Source organism: Streptomyces sp. SYSU D01066-1 (genome assembly GCF_054956795.1).
In genome coordinates, this window is record NZ_JBUDHV010000004.1 from 146,780 (window position 1) to 161,877 (window position 15,098).

General features: G+C 72.3%; 15 protein-coding genes. 9 read left to right on the plus strand and 6 right to left on the minus strand.

Annotated features, from left to right (window positions below; genetic code table 11):
• Positions 1-61 precede the first annotated feature (61 nt).
• Positions 62-1,081 (plus strand): acyl-CoA desaturase, encoded by a 1,020-nt coding sequence (locus tag ACY1JF_RS06030; RefSeq protein WP_462703925.1) that lies wholly within the window; start codon positions 62-64, stop codon positions 1,079-1,081.
• The gene (locus ACY1JF_RS06035) at positions 1,078-1,755 is read left to right on the plus strand and encodes a TetR family transcriptional regulator (RefSeq protein WP_462703926.1); all 678 of its coding nucleotides are present in this window, start codon (positions 1,078-1,080) and stop codon (positions 1,753-1,755) included. Before ACY1JF_RS06030 ends, ACY1JF_RS06035 begins: the two co-directional genes overlap by 4 nt.
• A 568-nt stretch (positions 1,756-2,323) precedes the next feature.
• On the opposite strand, the gene ACY1JF_RS06040 is transcribed toward ACY1JF_RS06035, so the two are convergent.
• The gene (locus tag ACY1JF_RS06040; protein WP_462703927.1) at positions 2,324-3,139 is read right to left on the minus strand and encodes a trans-aconitate 2-methyltransferase; all 816 of its coding nucleotides are present in this window, start codon (positions 3,137-3,139) and stop codon (positions 2,324-2,326) included.
• Between the two features lie 122 nt (positions 3,140-3,261).
• Between ACY1JF_RS06040 and ACY1JF_RS06045 the strand changes: the two genes are divergently transcribed.
• Positions 3,262-3,759 carry a MarR family winged helix-turn-helix transcriptional regulator gene (locus ACY1JF_RS06045; RefSeq protein ID WP_462703928.1) on the plus strand — a complete coding sequence of 166 codons (498 nt, stop codon included), beginning with the start codon at positions 3,262-3,264 and terminating at the stop codon, positions 3,757-3,759.
• A gap of 123 nt (positions 3,760-3,882) precedes the next feature.
• Here ACY1JF_RS06045 and ACY1JF_RS06050 read toward each other — a convergent pair whose 3' ends face one another.
• Complete coding sequence (locus ACY1JF_RS06050; RefSeq protein ID WP_462703929.1) at positions 3,883-4,656, minus strand: LuxR C-terminal-related transcriptional regulator; 774 nt, start codon at positions 4,654-4,656, stop codon at positions 3,883-3,885.
• A 355-nt stretch (positions 4,657-5,011) separates the two neighbouring features.
• Between ACY1JF_RS06050 and ACY1JF_RS06055 the strand changes: the two genes are divergently transcribed.
• Complete coding sequence (locus ACY1JF_RS06055) at positions 5,012-5,467, plus strand: GNAT family N-acetyltransferase (RefSeq protein WP_462703930.1); 456 nt, start codon at positions 5,012-5,014, stop codon at positions 5,465-5,467.
• A 15-nt stretch (positions 5,468-5,482) separates the two neighbouring features.
• On the opposite strand, the gene galK is transcribed toward ACY1JF_RS06055, so the two are convergent.
• Genes galK through galT form a run of 3 tightly spaced genes read right to left on the minus strand, consistent with a single transcriptional unit; the run spans position 5,483 to position 8,695 of the window.
• A complete protein-coding gene (gene galK / locus ACY1JF_RS06060) occupies positions 5,483-6,646 on the minus strand; it encodes a galactokinase (RefSeq protein ID WP_462703931.1) in 1,164 nt (387 codons plus the stop codon).
• Between the two features lie 28 nt (positions 6,647-6,674).
• Positions 6,675-7,637 carry a UDP-glucose 4-epimerase GalE gene (galE, locus tag ACY1JF_RS06065; RefSeq protein WP_462703932.1) on the minus strand — a complete coding sequence of 321 codons (963 nt, stop codon included), beginning with the start codon at positions 7,635-7,637 and terminating at the stop codon, positions 6,675-6,677.
• The gene (gene galT / locus ACY1JF_RS06070; protein ID WP_462703933.1) at positions 7,634-8,695 is read right to left on the minus strand and encodes a galactose-1-phosphate uridylyltransferase; all 1,062 of its coding nucleotides are present in this window, start codon (positions 8,693-8,695) and stop codon (positions 7,634-7,636) included. The genes galE and galT overlap by 4 nt, the downstream gene beginning before the upstream one ends.
• Before the next feature lie 183 nt (positions 8,696-8,878).
• Here galT and ACY1JF_RS06075 point away from each other — a divergent pair, with 183 nt between their 5' ends.
• The 5 genes from ACY1JF_RS06075 (at position 8,879) to ACY1JF_RS06095 (ending at position 14,216) form a co-directional block, all read left to right on the plus strand.
• A complete protein-coding gene (locus ACY1JF_RS06075) occupies positions 8,879-10,558 on the plus strand; it encodes a sodium:solute symporter family protein (RefSeq protein WP_462703934.1) in 1,680 nt (559 codons plus the stop codon).
• A gap of 21 nt (positions 10,559-10,579) precedes the next feature.
• Positions 10,580-10,897, plus strand: a complete 318-nt coding sequence (locus ACY1JF_RS06080) for a hypothetical protein (RefSeq protein WP_462703935.1) — start codon at positions 10,580-10,582, stop codon at positions 10,895-10,897.
• A gap of 430 nt (positions 10,898-11,327) precedes the next feature.
• Positions 11,328-11,651: a hypothetical protein gene (locus ACY1JF_RS06085; protein WP_462703936.1), complete on the plus strand. Its 324-nt coding sequence runs from the start codon at positions 11,328-11,330 to the stop codon at positions 11,649-11,651.
• Positions 11,648-12,790, plus strand: coding sequence for a WXG100 family type VII secretion target (locus ACY1JF_RS06090; protein WP_462703937.1), 1,143 nt, complete (start codon positions 11,648-11,650; stop codon positions 12,788-12,790). Before ACY1JF_RS06085 ends, ACY1JF_RS06090 begins: the two co-directional genes overlap by 4 nt.
• A 7-nt stretch (positions 12,791-12,797) precedes the next feature.
• Positions 12,798-14,216, plus strand: coding sequence for a hypothetical protein (locus ACY1JF_RS06095; RefSeq protein WP_462703938.1), 1,419 nt, complete (start codon positions 12,798-12,800; stop codon positions 14,214-14,216).
• Positions 14,217-14,323: 107 nt separating this feature from the next.
• Here the strand turns inward: ACY1JF_RS06095 and ACY1JF_RS06100 are convergent, their stop codons facing one another.
• On the minus strand, positions 14,324-15,004 hold the full coding sequence (locus ACY1JF_RS06100) for a helix-turn-helix transcriptional regulator (RefSeq protein ID WP_462703939.1): 681 nt from the start codon (positions 15,002-15,004) through the stop codon (positions 14,324-14,326).
• Between the last annotated feature and the right edge of the window lie 94 nt (positions 15,005-15,098).

Sequence of the window (15,098 nt, forward strand, 5' to 3'; positions counted from 1 at the left end):
GACCGCCGGTCTCCGCGGCCCGGCATCCTGACCTCTTCCCTCGACCCCCCAGGGGACGCGCATGACCACCAGTTCCGATGCGATCCCGGACTCTCCGAAGGTGCTCGACGAATCCTCCGCCCCGGCCGCGGCCTCCGCGACGCTGGGTGGTGAGCAGAAGCGTTCGGTCGAGCAGATCACCCTGCTGCTCTTCATCACGGTTCCGTTCCTGGCGCTGGTGGCGGCGGTTCCGCTGGCCTGGGGGTGGGGCGTGAGCTGGCTGGATCTGGGTCTCCTCGTCTTCTTCTACTTCCTCGGGTGCCACGGCATCACCATCGGTTTCCACCGTCATTTCACCCACGGGTCCTTCAAGGCGAAGCGGCCGTTGCGGATCGCGCTGGCGATCGCGGGGTCGATGGCGGTGGAGGGGCCGCTGGTGCGCTGGGTCGCCGATCACCGCAAGCACCACAGGTTCTCCGACGCCGAGGGCGATCCGCATTCGCCGTGGCGGTACGGGGAGACGGTGCCGGCCCTGATCAAGGGGCTGTGGTGGGCCCACATCGCCTGGATGTTCGACGAGGAGCAGACCCCGCAGGACAAGTACGCGCCGGATCTGGTCAAGGACGGCACGCTGCGCGCGATCTCCCGCCAGTTCGTGCTGTGGACCGCGGTCTCGCTGCTGCTTCCGGCGCTGATCGGGGGCCTGGTGACGATGTCCTGGTGGGGCGCGTTCACCGCGTTCTTCTGGGGTTCACTCGTCCGGGTGGCGCTGCTGCACCACGTCACCTGGTCGATCAACTCGATCTGTCACGCGGTCGGCAAGCGCCCGTTCAAGTCGCGGGACCGCTCCGGCAACGTGTGGTGGCTGGCGGTCCTGTCCTGCGGCGAGTCCTGGCACAACCTGCACCACGCCGATCCGACCTCCGCGCGGCACGGTGTGGAGCGCGGGCAGATCGATTCCTCGGCGCGGTTCATCCGCCTGTTCGAGCTGCTCGGCTGGGCGTACGACGTGCGCTGGCCGTCACGCTCGCGTATCGATTCGCGCCGTACCACGGGCGAAGACGGCTCCCGCCGCCGGAAGGAGACGGTCGAGGCGGCATGATGGAAGCCGTGGCGACCGACTCCAGCAGCACCTCAGGCAATGAGAAGCCGCGGCGCGTGCGCCGCCCCCGGATGACCGGCGCCGAGCGCCGTCAACAGCTGCTGGAGATCGGCCGCACCCTCTTCGCCGCCAAGGGCTTCGAGGGCACGTCGGTGGAGGAGATCGCCGCGAAGGCGGGGGTGTCCAAGCCGGTGGTGTACGAGCACTTCGGCGGCAAGGAGGGGCTCTACGCGGTGGTGGTGGACCGTGAGATGCGGCGGCTGCTGGACATGGTGACGTCGTCCCTGACCGCGGGGCATCCCCGGGAGCTGTGCGAGCAGGCGGCGTTCGCCCTGCTCGACTACATCGAGGAGTACACGGACGGTTTCCGCATCCTGGTCCGGGACTCCCCCATTCCCCAGTCCACGGGTTCCTTCGCCTCGCTGATCTCGGACATCGCCACCCAGGTGGAGGACATCCTGGGGCGCGAGTTCAAGAACCGCGGCTTCGACTCCAAGCTGGCCCCGCTGTACGCGCAGGCGCTGGTCGGCATGGTCGCGCTGACCGGTCAGTGGTGGCTGGACGTGCGCAAGCCGAAGAAGGCCGAGGTCGCCGCGCACCTGGTCAATCTGGCGTGGCACGGGCTGGACGGGCTGGAGCAGAAGCCGCGGCTGATCGGGCACCGCAAGAGCTGACCGGCGGGGAACTCCCCGCGGGCCGGTGCGGGGAGCCGACCGGTGCGGGGGGCTCCCCGCGGGCCGGTGCGGGGAGCCGGCCGGTGCGGGGGCGGCCGGGCTGGGCGGTGCCGCGCCGGTGGCCGGCGCCCGGGTGATTGCCCTGGCCGAGGTGGGGGGCCGCCCGCGGTCTGCGGTCCGGGGCCGCTGGTACGAGGTGCCGGGGCCGCTGGCCCGGTACCGGTCCCGGGATTGCTGACACGAGGTGCCGGGGCCGCTGAGCCCCGTACCGGTTCCGAGGCCGCTGGTACGAGGTGCCGGGCCGCTGCCCCCGTACCGCTCCCGAAACCGCTGACGCGAAATGCCGAGGCCGCTGCCCCCGTACCGCTCCCGGGGCCGCCCCGTCCGGTCGCCGGTCCGCCCCGGGTGGAGGCGGTACCGGCACCGGGTGAGCGTGCCCGGACCGTCCGCGCGGAGCCGGGTCCGGCGGGGGCCGGTGGGCTGGTGACGGGCGGGACGGTGGGCGCAGGGGCCGGCGCGCTGGCGCGGGCGGGACGGTGCGGGCGGGGCGGTGGCGGCGGGGCCGGGGTCAGGCCGTCTTCCGGGCCACCGCGAACACGCGCCGGAACGGGAACGGCGTGCCGTGCGGCCCCGGTGGATAGGCGGCGCGCAGGGCGGTGCGGTACTCGGCGACGAACGCGTCGCGGGCGTCGGGGTCGTCGCCGAGGGCGTCGAGCACCGGACGCAGCGCGGTGCCGCGGACCCAGTCCAGCACGGGGTCCTCGCCGGTCAGCAGGTGGACGTAGGTGGTCTCCCACACGTCGGCGGTGCAGCCGAGGGCGGTGAGGGCGGTGAGGTACTCCTGGGGGGTGTGGACGGCGTCGTCGTGGCGCAGGGTGCCGGCGAGGCGGGTGCGGTGGCGCGGGGAGGCGGCGAGTTCGCGCAGCAGGCGGTGGCTGGGGGCGTCGAAGTTGCCGGGGACCTGGAAGGCGAGGGTGCCGCCGGGGGCGAGGGCGGCGATCCAGTCGGGGAAGCGTTCGCGGTGGCCGGGGACCCAGTGCAGGGTGGCGTTGCTGATGATCAGGTCGTGCGGTTCGGCGGGGGTCCAGGTGCGGGCGTCGGCGGGGGCGAAGCCGAGGTGTCCGCCGCCGCGGGTGGGGCCGGCGTGCTCGCGGGCCCGCTCCAGCATCGCGGGCGAGCTGTCGTAGCCGGTGACGCGGGCGGTGGGCCAGCGTTCGGTGAGCAGCACGGTGGTGTTGCCGGGGCCGCAGCCGAGGTCGGCGACGCGGGCGGGGGTGCGGGGCGGGTCGGGGACGCGGGCGAGGAGGTCGGTGAAGGGGCGGGCGCGGTGGCCGGCGTGGCGCAGGTATTGGGCGGGGTCCCAGGTGGGGGTGGTGGCGGGCATGTGGGCCTCCCGGGGCGGGGCTGCCGGTGGACGGGTTCCCCACTCTCGGCCCCCTCTACCTCGACGTCAAGATAGTCAACATCAAGAGACTTCACATCGACACAACCACTACACTGATCGTCATGGAGGACGAGGTCGATCGACTGGTCGCAGCGTGGCGCCGGGAGCGCCCGGACCTCGACGTGGAACCGCTTGAGGTGCTCAGCCGGGTGAGCAGGCTGGCCCGGCACCTGGACCGCGCGCGCCGCCTGGCCTTCTTCGAGCACCAGCTGGAGCCCTGGGAGTTCGACGTGCTCACCGCGCTGCGCCGCGCGGGCACCCCCTACCAGCTCTCCCCGGGGCAGCTCCTCACCCAGACCCTGGTCACCTCGGGCACGATGACCAACCGTATCGACCGGCTGGCCAAGAAGGGCCTGGTGGAGCGGCTGCCCGACCCCAGCGACCGGCGCGGTGTGCTGGTCCGGCTCACGGCCGAGGGCCGGGACCGCGCCGACCAGGCGCTGGCCGGGCTGCTGGCCCAGGAGCGGGCCATCCTCGCCGAGCTGACCGGCGCCCAGCGCGCCGAACTGGCGGAACTGCTGCGCCGGCTCACCGCCCCGTTCGACAACATCCCCGGGTGAGCCGGGCCCGCGTCCGCGGCGCGGCCCGGACGGCGGGTCGCGGGGCGGCCCGGACGGCGGGTCGCGGCGTGACCCGGACGGCGGGTCGCGGCGTGACCCGGACGGCGGGTCGCGGGGCGGGGCTCAGGCGCTGTTCGGCTCCGCCGGGCCGACCCCGTCGCCAGGGCCCAGGTCGGCCGGGCCGACGCCGGCCCGCCGGGCCAGTGCGACGGCGGCCAGCGTGGAGTGCACGCCGAGCTTGCCGAGGACGTTCTGCATGTGCGTGCGCACCGTGTGCGGGGACAGGAACAGCCGTTCGGCGACGGCCTTGCGGCCCAGTCCGGCGACCATGCACCGCAGTACTTCCCGCTCCCGCGGCGTCAGCGACTCCACCAGCCGCTCGCTCTCGGTGCGGTGTCTGCGGGCGGCGGTCAGTTCGCGCAGTACGCCGGTGAGCAGGGCGGGCGGCAGGTGGGTCTCGTCGCGCAGCACCCCGCGGATGACGGTGAGCAGCCGCGACAGCGAGCAGTCCTTCGCGACCCAGCCGGACGCCCCGGCCTGGAGGGCGAGCGCCGCCCGCCGCGGATCGTCCTTCTCGGCGAGCACGACGGTCCGTACCCCGGGCTGTGCCGCCCGTACCCCCGTGACCACCGAGATCCCGTCGACGAGACGGTCCTCCTCGGTGTCGGGCACGGGCACGGCGGGCCGCGCCCCGGGCCGGCCGCCGCCGAGGTCGGCGTCGACGAGCAGCACGTCGAACCGCCGCCCCTCGGCCGCCGCCCGCTCCAGGCAGCGCAGCGCGGCCGGGCCGCTGCCCGCCGCGGACACGTCGACGTCCGGCTCGGCGGCCAGGGCCGCGGCGAGCGACTCGGCGAAGATGCGGTGGTCGTCGACGACCAGGACTCGGATGCGAACCACGTGACCCCCTTCCCCACGCTCCGCACGGAGCGGGGGATTCCCAGTCTCGGAGGACGACATCAGCGCGGGTACGGCACCCGGAACCCGTCCGCTCCCGTATCCGCCCGTGCCCGGTGACGCCGTTGTGCTGTCGACGCGGCGGTGCCCGCCGACGCGGCGTCCGGCACCGTGCCACGAAACCGGCCGCCATCGTCGCGCGGCCGCCGCCGCACTGAGATCGCTGCCCCGCCCCGGGCGCCGTACCCGACTGTCTCGCCCCCTGATCGGCACCGGCCCCCACCGGTGCTGTCCATCAGGGTACGGGCGGGGGGCGGCAGCGGAAGGTTATTTGCAGAACTGGCGGTCCGGCGCGTTTATGGTGAGCCGCATGTTTCGCCTTGAGACAGAAGTCGACAGAGCACGACGCGACATCCTGCACACTCGTCTGAAGGAGGCGGACACGGCGGCCTCGCCCGTCCTGCGCGCCCTGCGCGCGACCCCTCACGATCGCGAAGTCCCGCTGCACGTCTGGCTCATGGACGGGGACGACCGGGTGGCCGGCGGTCTGGTCGGCCACACCTGGGCGACCTGGCTGCACGTCACGTACCTGTGGGTGGACGGCCGCCACCGGGGCACCGGGCTGGGCTCCCGGCTGCTCGCCCGGGCGGAGCGGACCGCGGCGGGCGCACGGGCCTGCCGGGCGGCCCGGGTGGAGACCTGGGACTTCCAGGCCCCGGAGTTCTACCGCCGCCGGGGCTACGACGTGGTGTGCGTGATCCCCGACTACCCGCCGGGGATCACGGAGTACACCTTGGTCAAACAGCTGGCCTGAGACGGGCCGCGCGGGCTACGCCAGCCGGCGTGCCCCCGCCGCCGGCACCGCCTCGAACGTGCGCGGCGCGGTGAGGGCGGCCCCCGCGAACGCGGCTTCCACCGCCTTGGTGACGGCCTCCACGTCGGCGGCCTCCACCAGCACGATCGCCGAGCCGCCGAACCCGCCGCCCGTCATCCGCGCTCCGAGGGCACCGGCCTCCAGGGCGGTGTCGACGACGAGGTCGAGTTCCGGGCAGGAGATCCGGAAGTCGTCCCGCAGCGAGGCGTGCCCCTCGACCAGCACCGGTCCGACGGCCCGCGGGTCGCCCGCCTCCAGCAGGGACACGACCCGCTCGACCCGCTGGTCCTCGGTGACCACGTGCCGGACCAGCCGCCGCACCTCCTCCTCGTCCCCGAGCCGCTCCAGGGCGGCGTCCAGCTCCCCGTAGGGGATGTCCCGCAGGGCGTCGACGCCCAGCAGCGCGGCGCCCTTCTCGCAGCCGGCGCGGCGCTTGCCGTACTCGCCCTCGCTGTGCGAGTGCTTGACCCGCGTGTCGACGACCAGGAGCCGCAGCCCCTCGGCCGCCAGGTCGAAGGGGATCTGCCGCTGGGACAGGTCCCGGGTGTCCAGGAACAGCGCGTGCCCGGCCTCGCAGCAGGCCGACGCCGTCTGGTCCATGATGCCGACGGGGGCGCCGACGTAGACGTTCTCCGCCCGCTGGCACAGCCGGGCCAGCTGCCAGCCGCGCAGCCCGAGTCCGAACAGGTCGTTCAGCGCCAGCGCGACCACGACCTCCAGCGCCGCCGAGGACGACAGCCCCGCGCCCGCCGGGACCGTCGACGCCAGATGGACATCGGCGCCGGTGATCTCGTGTCCGGCCTCGCGCAGCGCCCACACCACGCCCGACGGGTACGCCGTCCAGTTCCGGTCGCCCTGCGGTGCCAGGCCGTCCACCCGCAGCTCGGCGACGCCGCCCTCGACGTCCGCCGAGTGCAGCCGCAGTACGCCGTCGGTGCGCGGCGAGACGGCCGCCACCGCCGTGTGCGGCAGTGCGAACGGCATCACGAAGCCGTCGTTGTAGTCGGTGTGCTCACCGATGAGGTTGACCCGCCCGGGGGCCGCCCACACCCCCTCCGGCTCGCTCCCGTACAGCCGCGTGAACCGCTCGGCGACCTCGGCCGCCGTGTCGACGCTCATCCCCTGAATCCCTGACCTTTCCCGCGTTTCAGTTGGCGCGCTGCTGCGCGAACTCCCAGGCGTCCGCGACGATCCCCGCGAGGTCGGCGCGTGACGGCCGCCAGCCCAGCTTCTCGCGCGCGGCGGCGGCCGAGGCGACCAGCACCGCCGGGTCGCCGCCGCGCCGCGGTGCGACGACCTCGGGGATCGGGTGCCCCGTCACCCGGCGCACGGTCTCGATGACCTCGCGGACCGAGAAGCCGTTCCCGTTGCCGAGGTTGCAGATCAGGTGCTCGCCGGCGGTGGCCGCGTCCAGCGCCAGCAGGTGTGCCTGGGCCAGGTCGGCGACGTGGATGTAGTCCCGTACGCAGGTGCCGTCCGGCGTCGGGTAGTCGTCGCCGAACACCGAGACGGCGTCCCGCCGCCCCTGCGCCACCTGGAGCACCAGCGGGATCAGGTGCGACTCGGGGTCGTGCCGCTCGCCGAAGTTCCCGTAGGCGCCGGCGACGTTGAAGTACCGCAGTGACACGGCCCCCAGGCCGTGCGCCGCCGCCTCCCCGCTGATCATGTGGTCGACGGCGAGCTTGGAGGCGCCGTAGGGGTTGGTGGGCCTGGTCGGCGCGGTCTCGACGATCGGCACCTGCTCCGGCTCGCCGTACGTGGCGGCCGTGGAGGAGAAGACGAGCCGCCGCACGCCGGCCTCGCGCATGGCGCCGAGCAGGGCCATGGTCCCGCCGACGTTGTTGTCCCAGTACTTCTCGGGCTTGGCGACCGACTCGCCGACCTGTGAGGACGCGGCGAAGTGCAGCACCCCGTCGAACGAGGCGTCCAGCCACTTGCCGGCGTCGCGGATGTCCCCTTCCACGAACGCGGCCCCCTCCGGCACGCCCTCCCGGAAGCCGGTCGAGAGGTTGTCGAGGACGACGACCTCGTGCCCGGCCTCCACCAGGTGCTGGGCGACGACGCCGCCGACATATCCCGCGCCACCGGTGACCAGGTACTTCCCGCTCATGAACTCGCTACCTCTCGCAGTCGCTCGGCCGCGCGCTCCGGCGGCACGTCGTTGATGAACACGTTCATGCCGGACTCGGAGCCCGCGAGGAACTTCAGCTTGCCGGACGTACGGCGGATGGTGAAAAGCTCCAGGTGCAGCGCGAAGTCGTCGCGCGTGACGCCCTCGAACGCCTCCAGCTGCCCGAACGGCGCCTGGTGCCAGGCCGCGATGTAGGGCGTCGGAGGCTCACCCTCACCGAAGACACGGTCGAACCGCCGCAGCAGTTCCAGGTAGACCCGGGGGAACTCCGCGCGCGCCGCCTCGTCGAGTCCCAGCAGGTCGGGGACCCGCCGCTTCGGGTACAGGTGCACCTCGTAGGGCCAGTGGGCGGCGTACGGCACGAAGGCGACCCAGTGCTCGCCCTCCAGGACGACCCGCTCGCCGCCCAGCTCGTCCTCGACCACGGTGTCGAAGAGGTTCTCCCCGCCGGTCGCCTCCTTGTGGGCCGCCAGGGAGCGGAGCATCAGGGCGGTGCGGGGGGTGGTGAAGGGGTAAGCGTAGATCTGCCCGTGGGGGTGACCCAGCGTCACACCGATCTCGGCGCCGCGGTTCTCGAAACAGAAGACCTGTTCGACGGAGGGCAGATGGGACAGCTCGGAGGTGCGGTCCGTCCAGGCGTCCAGCACGAGCCGGGCCTGCTCCTCGCTCAGGTCGGCGAAGGACGAGTCGTGGTCGGAGGTGAAGCAGACCACCTCGCACCGCCCGGAGTCGCCGGCCAGCGAGGGGAAGCGGTTCTCGAAGACCACGACGTCGTACGAGGAGTCGGGGATCTCGCTCAGCCGCTCGCCCCGGGTCGGGCACAGGGGGCACTGGTCGGCGGGCGGGTGGTAGGTCCGTCCCTGGCGGTGCGACGCGATCGCGACCGCGTCGCCGAGCAGCGCGTCGCGGCGGGTCTCGGACGAGGTCACGGTCGGATCCAGCGGGCGGCGGTCCACCGCGTCGCGCACGACGTCGTCGCGCGAGTCGTAGTAGATCAGCTCGCGACCGTCGGCCAGCCGGGTCGAGGTCTTCTTCACTGCCGGACTCCTCACGCCACTCTCCACACCCAAGCACTCAACACAATCAAACATAACACTTCACAAGTCACCACCCCCATCGATCATCACGATCAAACAAAGAACACCGTGGAAAGTGTTCATCCCTGGTAAGCGGAAAGTTAGATCCCGCCCGGATCAGTTCACGCGACGAAGCGAGTACGCATGCAGACCCCCACATACCTGGCGGCGGAGCTCCGGCTCCCCACCAACTGGCTCGACTACACGATCCTCGCCCTCTACTTCGTGGTCGTCCTGGGTATCGGCCTCGCCGCCCGCCGGTCGGTCAGGACCAGCCTCGACTTCTTCCTCTCCGGCCGCTCCCTGCCCGCCTGGGTCACCGGACTCGCCTTCGTCGCGGCCAACCTGGGCGCCACCGAGATCCTCGGCATGGCCGCCAACAGCGCCCAGTACGGCGTCTACACGACCCACTGGTACTGGATCGGCGCGATCCCGGCGATGGTCTTCCTGGGCCTGGTGATGATGCCGTTCTACTACGGCAGCAAGGTCCGCTCGGTCCCGGAGTTCCTGCTGCTGCGCTTCGACCGGTCGGCGCACCTGCTCAGTTCGGTCCTGTTCGCGATCGCCGCGATCCTGATCGCGGGCGTCAACCTCTACGCCCTCGCCATCGTCGTGGAGGCCCTCCTCGGCTGGCCCCTGTGGGTCTCCATCGTCGTGGCCGGCGTCTTCGTGCTCGCCTACATCACCCTGGGCGGCCTCTCCTCCGCGATCTACAACGAGGTCCTCCAGTTCTTCGTCATCCTGGCCGCCCTGATCCCGATCACCGTCCTCGGCCTGAAGAAGGTCGGCGGCTGGGACGGCCTGTCCGACAACCTCTCCGCGCGGCACGGCGGCGACTTCATGACGTCCTGGGGCGGCACGGGCATCGGCAGCGGCAACCCGCTCGGCGCCAACTGGCTGACCATCGTCCTCGGCCTCGGCTTCGTCCTCGGCTTCGGCTACTGGACCACCAACTTCGCCGAGGTGCAGCGCGCGCTGTCCGCGAAGAACCTGTCCGCCGCCAAGCGCACCCCGCTCATCGCGGCGTTCCCGAAGATCTTCATCGTCTTCCTGGTGATGATCCCCGGCCTGGTCGCCGCCGCCCTGGTCCCCAAGATCGGCACGCCCGGCTCCGACCTCCAGTACAACGACGCGATCCCGTACCTGATGGAGCAGTTCCTGCCCAACGGCGTGCTCGGCATCGCGGTCACCGGTCTGCTGGCGGCGTTCATGGCCGGCATGGCGGCCAACGTCTCGTCCTTCAACACGGTGTTCACGACGGACATCTGGGCGAAGTACGTGAAGAAGGGGGAGACGGACGAGTACTACCTGAAGTTCGGCCGGATCATCACGGTCATCGGCGTGCTGGCGTCCATCGGCACGGCGTTCCTGGCCCAGTCCTTCTCCAACATCATGGCGTACCTCCAGACGCTGTTCTCCTTCTTCAACGTGCCGATGTTCGTCGTCTTCATCATCGGCATGTTCTGGAAGCGGGCGTCGGTCAAGTCCGGCTTCTGGGGCCTGCTGGCGGGCACCGTCGCGGCGATGGTCAACTACTTCTGGATCTACAAGCAGGGCGTCATCGGCATCCCCTCCGACCAGGGCGCCAACTTCGTCTCCGCGATCGTCGGCTTCGTCGCCGGCGCGGTGGTCATGGTCGCCGTGTCCCTGTTCACGGCCCCCAAGCCGGCCGCCGAACTCCAGGGCCTGGTCTACGGCACAAGGTCGCCCGGCATGTCCGAGGCGCCCGGCGAGGGCGACGACGCGTGGTACCGCAAGCCGGCGCTGCTGGGCTGGGGCGCGGTCGTGCTGGCGGCCGTCTGCTACGTCCCGTTCTCGTTCTGATCGCGGAAGGATTGAGAGAGCATGTCTGAGTTCCACGAGAAGGACGTCCACGAGGAGGTCTCCGAGCTGGAGACCAAGTCGGCCACGGCCGCCCGGCTGTTCGACATCCGCCGCATCATCGGCGGCCTGTTCGCCCTCTACGGCGTCATCGTCACGATCGCCGGCCTCACCGCGTCCGACGCCGACATCGACAAGGCGGAGGGCGTGAACATCAACCTGTGGACCGGGCTCGGGATGCTGGTCCTGGGGCTGTTCTTCCTGACCTGGCTGAAGCTGCGGCCGACGGCTCCGCCGGCTCCGCCGGTGGACGGCACGCCCGGCGACAAGCGGGGCGCGTAGCAGCCGCCCGGGACACGCGCGGGCCGGGGCCCACCGGACCCCGGCCCGTGCCCACGCCGAGGCCACTGCCCGACGGCCACCGGTGCCAGAGCTCACCCCCCGGTCAGCACGCCCGCCCCGCCGCGCTCCAGCTCCGCCGTCCAGCGCCTCCACCGGACGGGTCGTCGAGCGCACGGAGACCGGTGAGGAGCGGGACACTCTGCGGTGCGGGAAGTTCTTCCCTCATATGGCTGACGCAGCCGTCATGGTCCATAACGCGACGAGGGAGCACCGAGCCGGGCGCGAGAACAGGACGGCACCGCAAAGCCCTGTGCGGGAATGGTGAGCGAGCGCGGCCGCGGCCTCGGGGGGCGACGGCACTGAAGGTAACCTGCCTATGGCGCAACGTGTCCGCGCCTCAGTGCCGCGAAAGACGGGGACGGAACCGTACATGTCTGGCGACTTCTATATCGATCCGCAGGAAATCACAAAACTGGCGGATGCCTTCGATACACGGGCATACGACCTGTCCAGCGCGGTCAAGAGCTTTCAGAGCCAGACGGACGCGGAGCAGATCCACGACGGCTTCGGGCTTTTGACGGAATCCGGGGAAGTCACGACATCGTATATCGAACTGGCCTCGGATATGGCCCAGTCCCTGGGAAAACTGGCTCGTCACTTCGATGAGATCGGTCAGGCACTCAAGATCAACGCAAAGAACTCGGAGGCGTCCGACGACGCTCTCGCCGACCTGTTCAAGGGCGGCAGGAATTGAGCGACGAGGGGGCTGCCGAAAAGGTCTACGAAGCCGGTATCGAGCTGGTGAACCCGGGCGGTCGCCCAGATGTGCTGCGCGCGGCGGCCAGAGGCTGGCGCACCATGGGCGAAGAGCTGGACGAGGTGTACCACGCGCTCGACAAGAAGGTGCAGGACACCCTCGGCGTGCATTGGCGGGGTGACTCGGCCGAAGCGTTCCGGGCGCACTGGACGAAGATCGGCGAGGCGGTCGACGAGACCCTGCCGCTCTTCGAGCAGGCGGCGAAGGGCCTTGAGGAAGCGGACGACAACATCGAGGAGATCAACGACGAGATCCACAGGATCTACATCGAGATCGGTGTCTCGATCGGCGCGTCCGTCGCGCTCTCCTTCGTCACCCTCGGTTTCTCGGCGGCGGCCGGAGCCGCCAACGCCGCACGGCTGGGCGTGCAGGCCCTCAACGCCGCATCGAAGCTGGGCCGGCTGCTCAGCATGGCCGCCCGGGTGTTCCGGAGCATCCGCACGTTCGCGCAGGCGGGCAAGTGGCAGCGCCTGACCGTCGAGTTGGGGATGCAGTGGGCGGCTGGAACGGGCGCCGGAGTCGCGACGAGCTTGGCCACCGGCAAGGGTGCCGAGTTCGGCAACAACCTGACCAACGGTGCGGTGGGCGCACTCGGCGGGAAGTTCGTCGGAGGTCCGCTGGGTGCCAGGCTCGGCGGGACTCTTCTGGGAAACACCGCGGGCGGTGTGACGGCGGGTGCCGCCTCGTCGGCCGTCGGTGACACCGTCAACAACCTGCGCAACGGTGAGCGGTTCGACGCCTCGCAGATGGCGCTCGGTGCTCTGGCCGGCGGGCTCAGCGGCGGTGCCGGAAGCGCGGCTGTCCACGGGCCACTGACGGGCAGGCGTTCTCCGGTGCGCACGGTCTCGCGGGTGATCTGGCCACCAACGCGCCCATCAGCTTCGGACTCGGCACGGGCGGCAACATCTCCAAGGACATCGACGCGGCCGTCAACGGCGACCCCAACGCGGACAAGAACGAGGAGCGACCCGGTGCCGCTGCCGACGCTCGGAAGGACGCGGGTGAGGATGCCAGAGCCCTGCGGGATCGGGACCGGCCCGATACCGGTCGGTACGGAGCGTTCGGGTGAACAGTGAGTCGACCGTGAGTGAGCCCCACGACGGCGTCGGGGAGACGAGCGGTGTCCGGTGCTTCCCCCGCTGCGGGCGGTTCGTCGCCGTGGCCGCCCCGTTCGCCCTGGTGGCGCTGACCGCCGCGTGGCTCTTCCTGGGGGCCACCGCGGTGCGCGACGCCGTCATGTGGGGCTGTCTGGCGCTGCTCACCCTGTGCGTCGCGATCCTGGGGGCGGCGGTGGTACTCGGGGGCGGCCGGTCGCGCCGCGAGACCTACCAGTGGGCCGTACGGGCCGCCTCGGCGTCCCCGGGCCGCGGTGACGGCACGGTGCCGGTGCGGCTGGGCGGCGCCGGCTGGCCGTCGGCCCGCTCCTTGGGCGTACTGGTCGCCCTTCCCGCGCTGCTGGCCCTGTGGGGGACACTGGCCGCCGCCGACGCGCGGGGAACGGGCACGAGTGCCGTACTGGGCGAGGCCGGTGCGGTGATCGAGCGGCGTCCCGTCGTCAGGATCGAGAACGAGGTCGCCGAGGGCGGCAGTCCACGCGCTGCGGCCACCGCCGACTACACCGTCCTGCTTCCCTCGGCGACCGGCGGCGGCGGCGTTCCGGTGACGTTCGAGGCGTCCACCAGTCGGCGTCAGGCGGTCGGCAGCGAACTGTACGTGGCGTATGTCCCGGAGCGGCCCGAGCTGGGTGCCGTCGGTGACGATCAGCGCGAGGACGTGGAGCGCCAGCTCGCCGGGCGGGCCGTGCGGGTCAGCACGGCGTGGCTGATCGCCGGTCTGTGGTCCCTGGTGACCCTCGCCCTGGTCACCGGCTTGTGGCTGTACGGCAGTACGCGCCGCCGCGCGCGCACCGTCGGCCCCGGCTGGCAGGCCCTGCGGGTCACCGTCGCCGGGTCGGGTGAGCACGTCGACGCGCCGCCGCCCGGCGGTACGGCGGCCGATGAGCGCAAGCGGCGGGAGAACACCAGGCGGCTGAAGGGCCTGGTGCTTCAGGGGCACGGCACAAAGGTCCCCTTCCACTCCCCGATGTCCGCGGCGGCCGCCGGAGCCGCGCTCTTCGGGAAGCACGGCTGGCTGCTGTGGAATCCGCGGCGGCGCCGGGGCCGGGACGTCCTCGCCGACCTGGTGGGCGACGACGGCTGGCGGCTGCCCGGCGCGGTCCCGGTCGCGGTGGCCGAGCGGGTCGCGGAGGAGCGGCTCACGGTCCCTGCGCATCCGGACCCCGAGCGGCGGGTCCGCACGCTGGACCTCGGCGCGGGCTGGCTCGTCACGGCGTCGGTGCCGGTGGCCGTGGGGTGTGCGGTCGCGCTCGGCTGTCTGGCCGCCCTGCTGCTGGTTCCGGACGCCGGCACCTGGCCAGCGTGGACGGCCGCGGCGGGACTGCTGGCGCCCGTCCTCGGCCTCGTCGTGCAGGGGATGGCGCGCGAAGACGGCCAGGTGGGCTGAGACCCGCCCGCGGGCCCTTGGGCCCGGACGGCCGGGGCCGCTCGCAGGCCGATGCGCGGGTCCGCCCTCCGGCCGGACCCGCGCGGGCCGCCGCGGGCGCCCCCCGCTCAGCCGCCGGAGGCCCCCGTCCCCGCCCGGTCCAGCAGTCCCGTCCGGGCCGCCAGCGCGGCCGCCTCCAGCCGGGAGCCGACCCCCAGCTTCATCAGCACCCGCTGGACATGGGTGCGCGCGGTGGACGGCGCGATGCCCATCCCCGCCGCGATCAGCCGCGTGTCCTCGCCGTCGGCGACCCGCACCAGCACCTCCAGCTCCCGGGGGGTCAGCATCTGCAGCAGCCGCTGGCCCTCGTCGTCGGGCTGCGCGGCGGGATTGAGCAGCTCGGCGAACGCGCCGTGCAACAGCGCGGGTGCCACCGCCGCCTCCCCCGCCCGCGCCTTCATGATCGCCCGCTCGACGCCCTCTATCCGCTCGTCGTGCCGGACGTACCCGGACGCCCCCGACGCGAACGCCGCCGCGATCCCGCGCGGGCTCGGCACCGGTCCCAGCACCAGCACCGCCACCTGCGGCCGGTCCCGCTTGATCCGTACCACCGGGTCGAAGATGCCCGGTTCGGCCGGCGTCGCCGTCCCCATCAGGCACACCTCCGGCGCCCGGCTGATCACCAGTTCCGCCGCCCCCGCGGCCGGAGCCGCCGCGGCCAGCACCCGGTGCCCCCGCAGCTTCAGCGCCGAGGCCAACGCCTCGGCGAGCAATCGGTGGTCGTCGACCACCATCAGCCGCACTCCCACTGCAACCCCCCAGTCCCGCCCCACAGTCCCCCGGCACTCCCCCGACCTGCCCCCGGAAGCTACACGCTTGTTCGACGTCGCGCTCCCCCTACCG

Excerpts from the sequence above, each read along its gene's own strand:
- ACY1JF_RS06030 (WP_462703925.1), top strand. The coding sequence starts at position 62 with ATGACCACCAGTTCCGATGCGATCCCGGACTCTCCGAAGGTGCTCGAC.
- ACY1JF_RS06035 (WP_462703926.1), top strand. The coding sequence starts at position 1,078 with ATGATGGAAGCCGTGGCGACCGACTCCAGCAGCACCTCAGGCAATGAG.
- ACY1JF_RS06040 (WP_462703927.1), bottom strand. The coding sequence starts at position 3,139 with ATGCCCGCCACCACCCCCACCTGGGACCCCGCCCAATACCTGCGCCAC.
- ACY1JF_RS06045 (WP_462703928.1), top strand. The coding sequence starts at position 3,262 with ATGGAGGACGAGGTCGATCGACTGGTCGCAGCGTGGCGCCGGGAGCGC.
- ACY1JF_RS06055 (WP_462703930.1), top strand. The coding sequence starts at position 5,012 with ATGGTGAGCCGCATGTTTCGCCTTGAGACAGAAGTCGACAGAGCACGA.
- galK (WP_462703931.1), bottom strand. The coding sequence starts at position 6,646 with ATGAGCGTCGACACGGCGGCCGAGGTCGCCGAGCGGTTCACGCGGCTG.
- galE (WP_462703932.1), bottom strand. The coding sequence starts at position 7,637 with ATGAGCGGGAAGTACCTGGTCACCGGTGGCGCGGGATATGTCGGCGGC.
- ACY1JF_RS06075 (WP_462703934.1), top strand. The coding sequence starts at position 8,879 with ATGCAGACCCCCACATACCTGGCGGCGGAGCTCCGGCTCCCCACCAAC.
- ACY1JF_RS06080 (WP_462703935.1), top strand. The coding sequence starts at position 10,580 with ATGTCTGAGTTCCACGAGAAGGACGTCCACGAGGAGGTCTCCGAGCTG.
- ACY1JF_RS06085 (WP_462703936.1), top strand. The coding sequence starts at position 11,328 with ATGTCTGGCGACTTCTATATCGATCCGCAGGAAATCACAAAACTGGCG.